Source organism: Sphingomonas sp. (genome assembly GCF_965227385.1).
Taxonomy (GTDB): domain Bacteria; phylum Pseudomonadota; class Alphaproteobacteria; order Sphingomonadales; family Sphingomonadaceae; genus Sphingomonas.
Genome location: NZ_OZ245750.1, coordinates 3668475 through 3683333, shown reverse-complemented (window position 1 = coordinate 3683333; position 14859 = coordinate 3668475). Strand labels below are relative to the sequence as shown.

Genomic DNA, 14859 nt, shown 5'->3' with positions numbered 1-14859 from the left:
CATGCTCGCGGACAAGGACCGGATCTTCACCAACCTCTACGGCTATCAGCCGTGGACCCTCGACGCTGCGATCAAGCGCGGCGCGTGGGACAATACCAAGAAGCTGCTCGAACTCGGCCCCGACACGATCATCGAAAAGATCAAGGCGTCGGGCCTGCGCGGGCGCGGCGGGGCGGGGTTCCCGACCGGCATGAAGTGGAGCTTCATGCCCAAGAACCCGACGCCGGAGCGGCCGAGCTTCCTGGTCATCAATGCCGACGAATCCGAACCGGGTTCGTGCAAGGACCGCGAGATCATCCGCCACGACCCGCATCTGCTGCTCGAAGGCGCGCTGGTCGCGGGCTTCGCGATGCGCGCGCGCGCGGCCTATATCTACATCCGCGGCGAATATATCCGCGAGGCCGAGACGCTGTTCAAGGCGATCGAGGAAGCCTACGCCAAGGGTCTGCTGGGCAAGAATGCCTGCGGGTCGGGCTATGATTTCGACGTCTTCTGCCACCGCGGCGCGGGCGCGTACATCTGCGGCGAAGAAACCGCGATGATCGAGAGCCTGGAGGGCAAGAAGGGCCAGCCGCGCCTCAAGCCCCCCTTCCCGGCGGGTGCCGGCCTTTATGGCTGCCCGACCACGGTCAACAATGTGGAATCGATCGCGGTTGCGCCGACGATCCTGCGTCGCAGCCCCGAATGGTTCGCGAGCTTTGGCCGGGAGAACAACAAGGGCACCAAGCTGTTCCAGATCAGCGGTCACGTCGAAAAGCCGTGCGTGGTCGAGGAAAGCATGTCGATCCCGTTCCGCGAGCTGATCGAAAAGCATTGCGGCGGCATCCGTGGCGGCTGGGACAACCTCCTCGCCGTCATCCCGGGCGGTTCGTCGGTGCCTTTGGTCCCGGCGGCGGAGATCATGGACGCGCCGATGGATTTCGACGGCCTGCGCGCGCTTGGCTCGGGCCTTGGCACGGCAGCCGTGATCGTGATGGACAAGTCAACCGACATCGTCGCCGCGATCAGCCGCATCAGCTATTTCTACAAGCATGAGAGCTGCGGCCAGTGCACCCCGTGCCGCGAAGGCACCGGCTGGATGTGGCGCGTGATGGAGCGGATGCGCACCGGCGACGCCGACATCAGCGAGATCGATACGCTGTTCAACGTCACCAAGCAGGTCGAAGGCCACACCATCTGCGCGCTCGGCGACGCGGCGGCATGGCCGATCCAGGGCCTGATCAAGCATTTCCGGCCCGAAATGGAGCGCCGCATCCTGGCGAAGCAGGGCGGCGGGCTGGAACCGATGCAGGAGGCTGCAGAATGATCGGACTGATACTCGCCCTCGCGCTCGCACCGGTCCAGGCGCAACCGGCGCCGCAACGCTCCTCGCCCGAGGCGCTGCGCACGATCCAGGCTTTTGGCGCATGCATCGCCGATGCGAGCACGGCGAAGGCGTCGGCGACGCTGGCCAGCGATTTCCGCACGCCGGGCTATCGCCGCGCGATGGACCAGCTGGTCGAAACGAACCGGTTGTGCGCCGGCTCGCGTGGCTGGGCCCGCATGCGCGCAAGCCGTTTGCTGCTGGCCGGAGCGATCGCCGAGCGCCTGATCGAGCGTGACGGCACGCCGGTGAACCGCGCACTCGCCAAGGCCGCGACGCGCCCGGCGGCATCGAGCTATTCGCCGACCGACAGCGCGGCCGTGTGCGTCGTTCGCTCCGTGCCCGACGATGTCGGCGCGTTGTTCGCCAGCGACGTTGCAAGCGCAGAAGAGGATGCGGCGGCCAAGGCGATCGCGCCGGTCATGTCGCGTTGCCTGAACAACCCCGTCACCGTCACCACCGATGGCCTGCGCGCGATGCTGGCGACCGCCGCATTCCGCAGCATCCACGCCGCCACGGCGGATTCGAGAAGCTGATATGCCCAAATTGACCGTAGACGGGATCGAAGTCGAAGTCCCCGCCGGCGCCACCGTGCTCCAGGCGTGCGAGGCTGCGGGCAAGGAAATCCCGCGTTTCTGCTATCACGAGCGGCTGAGCATCGCGGGCAATTGCCGCATGTGCCTGGTCGAGGTGAAGCCCGGGCCGCCCAAGCCGCAGGCGTCGTGCGCGCTGCCCGCCGCCGACAATCAGGACGTCCGCACCGACAGCGCGATGGTCAAGGCTGCGCGCGAAGGCGTGATGGAGTTCCTGCTGATCAACCACCCGCTCGATTGCCCGATCTGCGATCAGGGCGGCGAGTGCGACCTGCAGGACCAGTCGGTCGCCTATGGTCGCGGCCATAGCCGCTACACCGAAAACAAGCGTGCGGTGACCGAGAAATATATGGGTCCCATCGTCAAGACGGTGATGACCCGCTGCATCCAGTGCACCCGCTGCGTCCGCTTTGCCGAAGAGGTTGCGGGCGTGGAGGAGATCGGCGCGATCTATCGCGGCGAGAACATGCAGATCACTAGCTATCTCGAACAGGCGGTGACGTCCGAACTGTCGGGCAATGTCGTTGATCTGTGCCCGGTCGGCGCGCTCACGTCGAAGCCCTATGCGTTCGAAGCGCGTCCGTGGGAGCTCAAGAAGACCCTCGCGATCGACGTGATGGACGCGGTCGGCACCAATATCCGCATCGACAGCCGCGGGCGCGGCGTGCTGCGCGTCCTGCCGCGCATCAACGAAGACGTGAACGAGGAATGGGCGCACGACAAGACGCGCCACCATGTCGATGGGCTCAGCTTCCGCCGGCTCGACAAGCCCTATGTCCGCAAGGACGGCAAGCTGGTTGAATCGACATGGGACGAGGCGTTCGCCGCCATCGCCGTCGCGGCGAAGGGCGCGGGGGACAAGGTCGCCGCGATCCATGGCGACCTGCTCGATTGCGAGACGATCTTTGCCGCCAAGAAGCTGGTCCAGTCGTTCGGCTCGACCCTGCTCGAAGGGCGTCAGACCGGCATGACGTATGACACCTCGTCGCTGTCGGCGGTGAATTTCAACACCACGATCGCGGGCGTCGAGACGGCGGACGTGATCCTGCTGGTCGGCACGAACCTGCGCTGGGAAGCGCCGTTGGTGAACACCCGCGTGCGCAAGGCGATCAAGCGCGGCGCCAAGGTGTTCGCGATCGGGCCGGAAGTCGATCTGACCTACAAGACGACCTGGCTCGGCAACGACCTCGGCTTGCTCGGCAAGCTGCCCCAGGCGGCGGCGGATGCGTTCAAGGACGCGGCGCGCCCGATGGTGATCGTCGGCGGCGCGGCGCTCAAGAACGGGCATGGCGCGGCGCTCGCGCTCGCCAAATCGCTGAACCTCGTGCGTGAGGGCTGGAACGGCTTCAACGTGCTGCACATGGCGGCGAGCCGCATGGGCGGCCTGATGCTCGGCTTCGCGTCGAAGGGCGGCATCGCCGACATCGTCGCGGCGGAGCCGAAGCTGACCTTCTTCCTCGGCGCGGACGAGGTCGATTTCTCGGCCTTCGCCAACAGCTTCAACGTCTATATCGGCCATCATGGCGACAAGGGCGCGCATGCGGCGGACGTGATCCTGCCGGGCGCGAGCTATGCCGAAAAGCATGGCACCTATGTGAACCTCGAAGGCCGGGTCCAGCGCAGCGAGAAGGCGGTTTCAGCCCCCGGCGACGCGCGTGAGGACTGGACGATCCTGCGCGCGCTGTCCGAAGTGATGGGCAAGACGCTGCCGTTCGACAGCTTCGGCGAACTGCGCGCGGCGATGGCCGCCGAAGTGCCGGCGCTGGGCAGCGAAGGGCTCGCCAGCTTCGACTGGAACCCGCCCGCGCTCGACGCCAAGGGGGAAGGGGAGGTCGCGTATCTGATCGCCGACTTCTACCTGACGAACGCCATCTGCCGCGCATCGCCGACGATGCAGCGCTGCTCGGCCGAACTGATCCACGGCCAGGATTTCGCGGAGGCCGCAGAGTGACCGCTTTCTTCCAGAACACCCTCGGCATGTCCTTCGAATGGGCGTGGTTCGTCGCGACGATCGCGGGCATCCTGCTGATCGCGCTGCCGCTGATGCTGGCCGTCGCGATGATCATCTATGCCGATCGCAAGATCTGGGCGGCGATGGCGCTGCGCCGTGGTCCCAACGTCGTCGGCCCGCTCGGCCTGCTCCAGTCGTTCGCGGACGGTTTGAAGGTCTTCCTTCAGGAAACCATCATCCCGTCGAGCGCGAACAAGGGGCTGTTCCTGCTCGCGCCGATCATCACATTCACCGTCGCGCTGATCGTATGGGCGGTGATCCCGTTCCAGGCGGGCGTGGTGCTGGCGAACATCAATGTCGGCCTGCTCTACATCCTCGCGGCGTCGTCGCTGGGCGTCTATGGCGTGATCCTCGCCGGCTGGGCGTCAAACTCCAAATATCCCTTCTACTCGGCGATCCGCGCAGCGGCGCAGATGGTCAGCTATGAAGTCTCGATCGGTTTCGTGCTGATCGCGGTGGTGCTGTGGGCGGGGACGTTCAACCTGTCGGGAATCGTCAATGCGCAGCAGGGGCATGTGCTGGGCATCTTCAACGGCTTCGGCTTCAACCCGCTACTGTTCCCGATGGCGGTGGTGTTCCTGATCTCCGCCCTCGCCGAAACCGCGCGCGCGCCGTTCGATCTGACCGAGGCGGAGAGCGAGCTGGTCGCGGGGTACCAGACCGAATATTCGTCGATGGCGTTCGCGCTCTACTGGCTCGGTGAGTACGCCAACGTCATCCTGATGTGCACGCTCAACGCGGTGCTGTTCTGGGGCGGTTACCTGCCGCCGCTGGACATCCCGATCCTCTATGCGGTGCCGGGCATCATCTGGCTGTTCATCAAGATCCTCGTCTTCTTCTTCATCTTCTCGTGGATCAAGGCGACCGTCCCGCGCTACCGCTACGACCAGCTGATGCGCCTGGGCTGGAAGATATTCCTGCCGCTGTCCCTGTTTTTCGTGTTCGCAGTCTCCGGCTATCTGATGCTGGTCCGCGTTGGAGTTCCCGCATGAGCGTCGCCCAACTCGTCCGTTCGTTCACCCTGTGGGAGTTCGTGAAGGCGCATGCCCTCACGCTGAAGTATTTCTTCAAGCCCAAGGCGACGATCAACTATCCGTACGAGAAGAACCCGATCTCGCCCCGCTTTCGCGGCGAGCATGCGCTGCGCCGGTATCCGAACGGCGAAGAGCGCTGCATCGCGTGCAAGCTGTGCGAGGCGGTGTGCCCGGCGCTGGCGATCACGATCGAGGCCGAACCGCGTGACGACGGCAGCCGCCGCACCACGCGCTACGACATCGACATGACCAAGTGCATCTATTGTGGCCTGTGCCAGGAGGCATGCCCGGTGGACGCCATTGTCGAGGGGCCGAACTTCGAATTCGCGACCGAAACCCGTGAGGAGCTGATCTATCACAAGGACAAGCTGCTCGCGAACGGCGACCGCTGGGAGCGCGCAATCGCCGCGAACCTTGCCGCCGATGCACCCTATCGTTAAGCGCGCGGCACCAAAGGGGCATATGATTCCGTGATTCAAGCAATCGCCTTCTATCTCTTCGCCGGGGTGGTGATCCTCTCCGCCGCGATGACGATTACCGCCCGCAATCCCGTTCATTCGGTGCTGTGGCTGATCCTCGCCTTCTTCAACGCCGCCGGCCTGATGGTGCTGGCGGGGGCGGAGTTCATCGCGATGCTGCTGGTCATCGTCTATGTCGGCGCGGTCGCGGTGCTGTTCCTGTTCGTCGTGATGATGCTCGACATCGACTTTGCCGAGCTGCGCGCCGGGTTCGTGCGCTATGCCGTGTTCGGCCTCGCCATCGCGGTGGCGCTGGCGGCGGAGATCGTGATCGGCACGATGGCGTGGACTGCGGGCAAGATCGACCTCGCCAAGCGCGTCGCGCCGATCGACGCCGATACCGCACTCGGCCAGGTGTCGAACGTCCAGGCGATCGGCATGCTGCTCTACAGCCGCTATCTCTATCTGTTTGAGGCCGCCGGCTTCATCCTGCTCGTCGCCATGGTCGGCGCGATCGTGCTGACCCACCGCCAGCGCAGCGGGGTGATGAAGCAGAATGTCTGGCGCCAGATCAACCGGCGTCAGAAGGACGCCATCCGCAACGTCAATCAGCCCGTCGGGCAGGGGGTGGAGCTGTGATCGGCCTCACGCATTACCTCGTCGTCAGCGCGATCCTGTTTACCATGGGCGTGCTCGGCATCTTCATGAACCGCAAGAACCTCATCGTCATCCTGATGGCGATCGAGCTGATCCTGCTGAGCGTGAACCTCAACCTCGTCGCCTTCTCGTCCTATCTCGGCGATCTGGTGGGTCAGGTGTTCGCGATGTTCGTGCTGACCGTTGCGGCGGGTGAGGCCGCGATCGGCCTTGCCATCCTTGTCATCTATTTCCGCGGCCGCGGCACGATCTCGGTCGACGACGTCAATCGGATGAAGGGCTGATGTCTTCGATCCATTTCATCGTATTCCTGCCGCTGCTGGCAGCGATCGTCGCGGGCTTCAGTAACCGCGCGTTCGGTACGGCATTCCCGAAGATCGTCACCACCGGTGGCCTGTTCGTCGCGGCGATCCTCAGCTGGGTGACGTTCATCCCGTTCCTCAACGGTACGGCCGAGCCGCAGGTCATCAAGGTGCTGACCTGGATGAACTCGGGCGACCTGATGGTCGACTGGGCGCTGCGCGTCGACAGCCTGACCGCCGTCATGCTGGTGGTGGTGACGAGCGTTTCCGCGCTGGTCCACCTCTACAGCTGGTCGTACATGGAAGAGGACCCGGATCAGCCGCGCTTCTTCGCGTATCTGTCGCTGTTCACCTTCGCCATGCTGATGCTGGTGACCGCCGACAATTTGCTGCAGATGTTCTTCGGCTGGGAAGGCGTGGGCCTCGCGAGCTACCTGCTGATCGGCTTCTGGTTCAAGAAGCCGTCCGCCAATGCCGCCGCGATCAAGGCGTTCGTGGTCAACCGCGTCGGCGACCTTGGCTTCATGCTCGGCATCTTCGGCGTGTTCCTGGTGTTCGGCACCATCTCGATCCCCGAAATCCTCGAAGCAGCGCCCGGCATGGCCGGCAGCACGATCGGTTTCCTTGGCTATCGCGTCGATACGCTCACCGTGCTCTGCCTGCTGCTGTTCATCGGTGCCATGGGTAAGTCGGCGCAGCTTGGCCTGCACACCTGGTTGCCCGACGCGATGGAGGGCCCGACCCCGGTGTCGGCGCTGATCCACGCTGCGACGATGGTCACCGCGGGCGTGTTCATGGTCTGCCGTCTGTCGCCGCTGTTCGAACAGGCGCCGATCGCGCTCGGCTTCGTCACCTTCATCGGTGCCGCGACCTGCCTGTTCGCTGCGACCGTCGGCACGACGCAGACCGACATCAAGCGCGTCATCGCCTATTCGACCTGTTCGCAGCTCGGCTACATGTTCTTCGCCGCCGGCGTCGGCATGTATGGCGCGGCGATGTTCCACCTGTTCACCCACGCCTTCTTCAAGGCGCTGCTGTTCCTGGGTGCCGGCTCGGTGATCCATGCGATGCACCATGAGCAGGACATGCGCTATTATGGCGGCCTGCGGAAGCACATCCCGGTCACCTATTGGACGATGATGGCGGGCACGCTCGCGATCACCGGCGTCGGCATCTACTGGCTCCATGCCGGGTTCGCGGGCTTCCACTCCAAGGACGCGATCCTTGAGGCAGCGTATGCAGCCGAGGGTGGCGGCCAGGCGGCGTTCTGGGTCGGCGTGTTCGCCGCGCTCCTCACCAGTTTCTACAGCTGGCGCCTGATGTTCCTCACCTTCTTCGGCAAACCGCGCTGGACCCAGTCGGAGCATATCCAGCACGCGCTGCATGACTCGCACGGCCATGACCACGCGCATGATGAGGCGCATGGCCACGCGGTTGCGCATGCGGAGAACCCGCCGGCGCAGGAAGATGCGGGCCATGAACCGCACGCCCATGGTCCGAGCGCGCATGAGACTGCGGACGGCACCGGCGGATACCATCCGCACGAAAGCCCGCTGCCAATGATGATCCCGCTGCTGGTGCTCAGCCTGGGCGCGGTGTTCGCAGGGTTCGTCTTCAACAAGTTCTTCATCCAGCCCGAGGCCGGTGAGATCTTCTGGAAGGGCGCGGTCGCGTTCGACACCCACCTGGCGGACGCGATGCATGAAGTGCCGCTGTGGGTGAAGCTGTCGGCCAGCATCGTCATGCTGCTCGGCCTGTTCGGGGCGTGGGTTGCGTACATCAAATCGCCGACCATTCCCGCGCGCTTCACCGCGACCTTCGGGCTTCTGTACAAGTTCCTGCTGAACAAGTGGTATTTCGACGAGCTGTACAATGTGCTGTTCGTGAAGCCCGCCTTCTGGTTCGGCCGCCTGTTCTGGAAGCGGGGTGACGAGGGGACGATCGACCGCTTCGGTCCGAACGGGTCCGCCGCCCTGGTCCGCTTTGCTGGCGTGTGGAGCGGGCGCCTCCAGTCCGGATATGTCTATAGCTATGCGTTCGTCATGCTGATCGGCCTGACCGCAGCCGTTACCTGGGTGATCACGCGATGAGCGGCATTCTCTCCATCATGCTGATCGTGCCGCTGGTTGCGGCGGTCGCATGCCTGTTCACCACCGCGAACAATGCGCGCTGGATCGCGCTGATCGCGACGCTGATCGACCTGGTGCTCGGCGGCGTGCTGTGGGCGAATTTCGAGATTGGCGGGCCGCAGTGGCAGTTCGTCGAATATACGCCGATCTTTGGCCGTTTCGCCTGGGCGCTGGGCATCGACGGGTTCGCGCTGCTGCTGATCATGCTGTCGGTGTTCCTGATGCCGATCTGCATCGGCGCCAGCTGGACCGCGATCGAAAAGCGCGTGCCGGAATATATGGCGGCGTTCCTGATCACCGAAGTGCTGATGATCGGCACCTTCGCGGCGCAGGACATCTTCCTGTTCTACATGTTCTTCGAAGCCGGCCTGATCCCGATGTTCCTGATCATCGGCATCTGGGGCGGGGCGAACCGCATCTACGCGTCGTATAAGTTCTTCCTCTACACGCTGCTCGGCTCGCTGCTGATGCTGATCGCGATGATGTATATGAGCATCACCGCGGGCACGACGTCGATCCCGCAGCTGATGGCGTATGACTTCCCGGCCGATGTCCAGACATGGCTGTGGCTGGCGTTTTTCGCGTCGTTTGCGGTCAAGATGCCGATGTGGCCGGTCCATACTTGGCTGCCCGACGCGCACGTGCAGGCGCCGACCGCAGGCTCGGTGATCCTGGCGGGCGTGCTGCTGAAGCTTGGCGGCTATGGCTTCCTGCGCTTCAGCCTGCCGATGTTCCCGGAGGCGTCGGCGCAGCTGATCTGGCTGGTGTTCGGCCTGTCGTGCATCGCGGTCGTGGTCACGTCGCTGATTGCGCTGGTGCAGAGCGACATGAAGAAGCTGATCGCCTATTCGTCGGTCGCGCACATGGCGATCGTGACGCTGGGCCTGTTCACCTTCAACCGGCAGGGGATCGAGGGCGCGATGATGGTGATGCTGGGCCACGGCCTGGTGTCGGGCGCGCTGTTCCTGTGCGTCGGCGTGATCTACGACCGCCTTCATACCCGTGAGATCGACCGTTACGGCGGCCTTGCGATCAACATGCCGAAGTACGCGATCCTGTTCATGCTGTTCACAATGGCGTCGGTCGGCCTGCCGGGGACGAGCAACTTCGTCGGCGAATTGCTGGCGCTGATGGGCACGTACCAAGTGTCGACGCTGGCGACGCTGATCGCGACCACCGGCATCATCCTTGGCGCGGGCTATATGCTCTACCTCTACCGCCGCGTGGTGTTCGGTGACCTGACCAAGGACGACGTCAAGGCGATGCCGGATCTCAACAAGCGGGAAATGGCGCTGCTCGCCCCGATCGCGGCGGCGGTGCTGTGGATGGGCGTCTATCCTGAGACCTTCCTCGCCCCGATGCGCGCCGACGTTGCTACGCTGCTGGCGCGGATCGAGCGCGCGAAGCCGGCGGGCGACAGCCTGCCGACGCCCGGCAATCCGGCTGCGGCCAAGGCCGAGCACGCGCCTGAGCACAAATCTGCCGAACATGGAGCGGCACACTGATGGATTACGCCGCACAACTTTCGATGGTCCTGCCCGAGATCGTCCTGTCGCTGGGCGGTCTGGCGCTGCTGATGGTCGCAGCCTGGGGTGGTCCGGCCGTGTCGCGCGCGGTGAGCTGGGTTTCGGTCGCCGTGCTGATCGGTGGCGGCATCGCGCTGGTCGGCCCGGCATCGTCGGGCGGCACCGCGTTTGACGGGCTCTACCGCGCGGACCTGTTCTCGGCCTACGCCAAGGCGCTGATCTTCTTCGCCGCGGCGATCTCGATCATCATTGCGCCGCGCTTCTTCGCCCGCACCTCGGGTGAGGATCTGCGCCCCGAATATCCGATCCTGATCCTGTTCGCGACGGCGGGCATGGGGATCATGGTTTCGGCGAACGACCTGCTGACGCTTTATGTCGGGCTCGAGCTCAACAGCCTTGCCTCCTATGTCCTCGCCAGCTTCATGCGCCGCGACGTGCGCTCGGCCGAAGCGGGCCTGAAGTACTTCATCCTCGGCTCGCTCGCCTCGGGCATCCTGCTCTATGGCATCAGCCTGGTCTACGGGTTCAGCGGGACCACCGTGTTCGGCGACATCGCCGCGGCCTATGCGGCGGGCAGCAACACCGGCCTGTTGTTCGGCCTGGTGTTCGTGTTTGCAGGGCTGGCGTTCAAGATGTCGGCGGTGCCGTTCCACATGTGGACGCCCGACGTGTACGAAGGCGCACCGACCCCGGTGACCACCTTTTTCGCCAGCGCGCCCAAGGTCGCGGCGATGGCGCTGTCGGTCCGCGTCGCGATCGAGGCGATGGGCCCGGTGACCAGCGACTGGCGCCAGATCGTAATCTTCGCCGCGCTCGCATCGATCGTGCTCGGCGCGGTCGCGGCGATCGGTCAGCAGAATATCAAGCGTCTGCTCGCATACTCGTCGATCAACAATGTCGGCTTCGCACTGATCGGTCTTGCCGCGGGCACGGCCGAGGGCGTGGCGGGCGTGCTGACCTATCTCACCATCTATGTGGTGATGACGCTGGGCAGCTTCCTCGTCGTGCTGCAGATGCGCGATGCGGATGGCCAGCCGATCGAGACGATCGCCAGCCTGTCGGGCCTGTCGCGCACGCGACCCGCGCTGGCGGCGGCGCTCGCGATCTTCATGTTCAGCCTCGCGGGCATTCCGCCGCTGTTCGGCTTCTGGGCCAAGTTCGCGGTGTTCGAGGCGGCAGTGAAGGCCGACCTGTTCGCGCTCGCGGCGATCGGTATCGCGGCGTCGGTGATCGGTGCCTTCTACTACCTCAAGATCGTCAAGACGATGTACTTCGACGAGCCAGCCCCGGCCTATGCCAAGGGCGACAGCGCGCTTGAGGGCGGGCTGATCGCCGCGGCGGCGGTGTTCGTCTCGCCGCTCGGCTATCTGCTGATCCCGGTGCTGGGCGCATGGTCGATGGCGGCGGCGCGGACGCTTTTTTGAAGCAGGTTACGGCACCGGCCGGCTCCCCCACCCGGCCACCCACAGCGTATCCTGATTGCGTGGCCGGGTGGGGGAGCGGGCCGGTGCCGCTCAGCCTATGACGATCCGCGTCGTAGCCGAGACGGGTTCCACCAACGCCGACATGCTGGGGCTCGCTGCGGCGGGCGCGAGCGAAGGGGTCTGGCTGCGCGCCGAGCGCCAGACAGCGGGCAAGGGGCGACAGGGCAGGGCGTGGGAATCCCCGGTCGGCAATTTCTACGGCAGCACGCTTGTCCGCCTCCGCCCGACCGACCCGCCCGCACCGACGCTGGCGCTGGTCACGGTCGTGGCGCTGGAAGAGGCGGTGCGTGTGTTCCTGCCCACGGGCGCGGCGATCAAGTGGCCCAACGATTTGCTGATCGACGGCGCAAAGTTGTCGGGCGTGCTGCTGGAGCGCGCGGCTGACGCGGTGGTGGTGGGCATTGGCGTCAACCTGATCCACCGTCCCGAGCTAACCGATCGACCCGCGACCAGCCTGGCCGCGCAGGGCGTGGCGGTGGAAGCCGCGACCTTCGCCGATATCCTGGCCGAGAGCTTCGCGCGCTGGCTCTCACGCTGGCGCGGCGAGGGGCTGGAGCCGCTCCGCCAGCGCTGGCTCGCCCGCGCGCATCCGACCGGTACGGCGCTCACCGCGCGCTTGCCCGACGGGTCGAGCCATGACGGTCTGTTCGATGGCCTGACTGGCGATGGCGCGTTGATCCTGCGCTTGGCCGATGGGGCGCGGCATGTCATTCATGCCGGCGACGTCTTCCTGATTTGAAGGACCAATCCATGCTGCTCGCGATCGACGCCGGCAACACCAACATCGTTTTCGCGCTCGTGCAGGGGCGTGAGATCAAGGCGCGCTGGCGCATCGCGACCGATCCGCGCCGCACCGCCGATGAATATGCCGTGTGGCTGAGCCAGCTGCTCGCGCTGGAGGGGTATGAGCGCAGCGTGGTCACTGGCGTCATCATCGGCACCGTGGTCCCGCGCGCGCTCCACAATCTCGAGGTGCTGTCGCAGAAATATTTCGGCTGCACCCCGCTGGTCGCCGGGCGCGACGGCTGGCCGATCGCGCTGGATGTCGAGGAGCCGCAGAGCGTCGGCGCCGACCGCGCGCTCAACATCATCGCCGCGCATGAAAATCATCCGGGCGACCTGATCGTCGTCGACTTCGGCACTGCCGCAACCTTCGACGTTGCCGACTATACCGGGGCATATAAGGGCGGGATCATCGCGCCGGGCATCAACCTGTCGCTCGACGCGCTGGTCACCGCCGCGGCCAAGCTGCCCCGCATCGCGATCGAGGCCCCTGCCAACACCTCAGTTATCGGCCGCAATACGGTCGATCAGATGCATATCGGCATTTACTGGGGCTATATCGCGATGATCGAGGGGCTGGTCGCGCGGATGAAGGCGGAGATCGGCCGCCCGGTGAAGGTGATCGCCACCGGTGGCCTGGCGGTGCTGTTCGAAAAGCAGACCAATGTGTTCGATGTGATCGAGCCCGACCTGACGATTCAGGGACTGGCAATGCTGTGGGAGCGGTCGGCTCCTTGACCCCCTCGTCGCCCCGGCCTTGTGCCGGCGTCTACTTGTCCCTACGCCCGGCGCTTGAGCCTCTTGTCTCGCGCTTGCCTCCCGGTGAACCCCGGCACAAGGCCGGGGTGACGACGGTATTTGATGACGAAAGACCAGATGACTCCCGGTAACGAACTCCTCTTCCTCGCGCTCGGTGGCTCGGGCGAAATCGGCATGAACGTCAATCTCTACGGCTGTCAGGGCAAGTGGATCATGGTCGATTGCGGCGTGATCTTTGGCACGCCCGACTATCCCGGCATCGACCTGATCCTGCCCGACCTGCAGTTCATCGAGGAGCGGCTGGACGACCTGCTCGGCATCGTGCTGACGCATGGGCATGAGGATCATATCGGCGCGCTGCCCTATCTGGCGGGCGAGCTGGGCGTGCCGCTCTATGCGACGCCGTTTACCGCGGGCCTGATCCACGGCAAGCTGGACGAGGAAGGCATTGCAGACCGCGTCGAACTGAACGTGGTGCGCGAAGAGGAGCCGTTCCAGATCGGCCCGTTCGGCATCCGCTACCTCCCGCTTGCGCACTCGATCCCTGAGGGGAATGCGGTGCTGATCGACACGCCGCATGGCCGCGTGTTCCACACCGGCGACTGGAAGATCGACGAGACCCCGGTGATGGGCGGCGCATCGACCGCCGCGGAGCTGACCGCGATCGGCGACGAGGGCGTGCTGGCGCTGGTGTGCGACTCCACCAACGTCTTCAACCCCGAGGCATCGGGCTCCGAATCCGCCGTTCGTGAGGGTCTGGACGAGGTTGTCGCTGGCATCAAGGGCCGGGTGCTCGTCACCACCTTCGCCTCCAACGCCGCACGTCTGCAGACGCTGGGCGAGGTGGCGAAGGACACCGGGCGCGCGATGTGCGTCGCGGGCCGCTCGCTCGACCGCATCCTGCGCGTCGCCAAGGCGACCGGCTATCTGCGCGATTTCCCCGAGACGGTCGATTTCGAAACCGCGATGAAGCTGCCGCGCGACAAGGTGATGATCATCGCCACCGGCGGACAGGGCGAACCGCGCGCCGCGCTCGCCCGCATCGCCGACGAAACGCATCAGCTGAAGCTCGAATCCGGCGATACCGTCGTCTTCTCGTCCAAGCAGATTCCCGGCAATGAAATGGCGATCGGGCGGATCATGAATGTGCTGGCGGGCAAGGGGGTCGAAATGATCACCGACCGTCAGGCATTCGTCCACGTCTCGGGCCATCCCGGCCGGCCCGAGCTGGCGGCGATGTATGACTGGATTCGCCCCGACATCCTCGTCCCCGTCCATGGCGAGATGCGCCACATCGCGGAGCAAGCCCGCTTCGGCCGCGCGCATGGCATCCCCAATGCGGTGGTGCAGAATAATGGCGAGATCATCCGCCTCGCGCCGGGCAAGCCGAAAAAGGTCGGCGATGCGCCCGCCGGACGGCTTGTGCTTGACGGCGACGTCATCCTGCCTGCCGATGGCACGACGATGAACGAGCGGCGCAAGCTCGGCCTATATGGCCAGATGTCGGTCGCGGTTGCGCTCAAGGCGAATGGCAAGCTCGCCGGCCAGCCCGAGGTGACGATCCAGGGCGTTCCGGCTGAAGAGGACCGCGACGGGCTGATCGCCGATGCCAGTGCGGCGGTGGCCAAGGTGGTGGGCGAAGCACGCGGCGGCGACCGCGACAAGCTGCGCGAAGCGATCCGGCTGGCGGCCCGGCGGGTCGCGGTGCGCTATACTGGCAAGAAGCCGGTCATGGACGTGATGCTGATCGACGTTTAAAC

At 65.2% G+C, this 14859-nt stretch carries 13 protein-coding genes; all 13 read left to right on the top strand.

The genetic code is table 11. From position 1 onward, the window contains the following. Window position 1 precedes the first annotated feature (1 nt). The 13 genes from nuoF (at window position 2) to ACO05N_RS18010 (ending at window position 14857) form a co-directional block, all read left to right on the top strand. Window positions 2-1306, top strand: a complete 1305-nt coding sequence (gene nuoF / locus ACO05N_RS18070; protein WP_422058360.1) for an NADH-quinone oxidoreductase subunit NuoF — start codon at window positions 2-4, stop codon at window positions 1304-1306. Then, window positions 1303-1899 (top strand): hypothetical protein, encoded by a 597-nt coding sequence (locus ACO05N_RS18065; protein ID WP_422058359.1) that lies wholly within the window; start codon window positions 1303-1305, stop codon window positions 1897-1899. Before nuoF ends, ACO05N_RS18065 begins: the two co-directional genes overlap by 4 nt. Window position 1900: 1 nt before the next feature. After that, window positions 1901-3907, top strand: a complete 2007-nt coding sequence (gene nuoG / locus ACO05N_RS18060) for an NADH-quinone oxidoreductase subunit NuoG (protein ID WP_422058358.1) — start codon at window positions 1901-1903, stop codon at window positions 3905-3907. Further along, complete coding sequence (nuoH, locus tag ACO05N_RS18055; protein ID WP_422058357.1) at window positions 3904-4959, top strand: NADH-quinone oxidoreductase subunit NuoH; 1056 nt, start codon at window positions 3904-3906, stop codon at window positions 4957-4959. Before nuoG ends, nuoH begins: the two co-directional genes overlap by 4 nt. Then, complete coding sequence (gene nuoI, locus ACO05N_RS18050; RefSeq protein ID WP_066663200.1) at window positions 4956-5441, top strand: NADH-quinone oxidoreductase subunit NuoI; 486 nt, start codon at window positions 4956-4958, stop codon at window positions 5439-5441. The genes nuoH and nuoI overlap by 4 nt, the downstream gene beginning before the upstream one ends. 30 nt (window positions 5442-5471) lie before the next feature. After that, window positions 5472-6098, top strand: a complete 627-nt coding sequence (locus ACO05N_RS18045; RefSeq protein ID WP_422058356.1) for an NADH-quinone oxidoreductase subunit J — start codon at window positions 5472-5474, stop codon at window positions 6096-6098. Continuing rightward, entirely contained in the window at window positions 6095-6400 is a 306-nt protein-coding gene (gene nuoK / locus ACO05N_RS18040; protein ID WP_066663206.1) for an NADH-quinone oxidoreductase subunit NuoK, read from the top strand. The genes ACO05N_RS18045 and nuoK overlap by 4 nt, the downstream gene beginning before the upstream one ends. Beyond that, on the top strand, window positions 6400-8508 hold the full coding sequence (nuoL, locus tag ACO05N_RS18035) for an NADH-quinone oxidoreductase subunit L (protein ID WP_422058355.1): 2109 nt from the start codon (window positions 6400-6402) through the stop codon (window positions 8506-8508). Before nuoK ends, nuoL begins: the two co-directional genes overlap by 1 nt. Beyond that, window positions 8505-10052, top strand: coding sequence for an NADH-quinone oxidoreductase subunit M (locus ACO05N_RS18030; RefSeq protein WP_422058354.1), 1548 nt, complete (start codon window positions 8505-8507; stop codon window positions 10050-10052). Before nuoL ends, ACO05N_RS18030 begins: the two co-directional genes overlap by 4 nt. After that, on the top strand, window positions 10052-11497 hold the full coding sequence (gene nuoN / locus ACO05N_RS18025; RefSeq protein ID WP_422058353.1) for an NADH-quinone oxidoreductase subunit NuoN: 1446 nt from the start codon (window positions 10052-10054) through the stop codon (window positions 11495-11497). Before ACO05N_RS18030 ends, nuoN begins: the two co-directional genes overlap by 1 nt. Window positions 11498-11594: 97 nt before the next feature. After that, on the top strand, window positions 11595-12296 hold the full coding sequence (locus ACO05N_RS18020; protein ID WP_422058352.1) for a biotin--[acetyl-CoA-carboxylase] ligase: 702 nt from the start codon (window positions 11595-11597) through the stop codon (window positions 12294-12296). An 11-nt stretch (window positions 12297-12307) separates the two neighbouring features. Then, a complete protein-coding gene (locus tag ACO05N_RS18015) occupies window positions 12308-13078 on the top strand; it encodes a type III pantothenate kinase (RefSeq protein ID WP_422058351.1) in 771 nt (256 codons plus the stop codon). A gap of 138 nt (window positions 13079-13216) precedes the next feature. Next, the gene (locus ACO05N_RS18010) at window positions 13217-14857 is read left to right on the top strand and encodes a ribonuclease J (RefSeq protein ID WP_422058783.1); all 1641 of its coding nucleotides are present in this window, start codon (window positions 13217-13219) and stop codon (window positions 14855-14857) included. Window positions 14858-14859 lie beyond the last annotated feature (2 nt).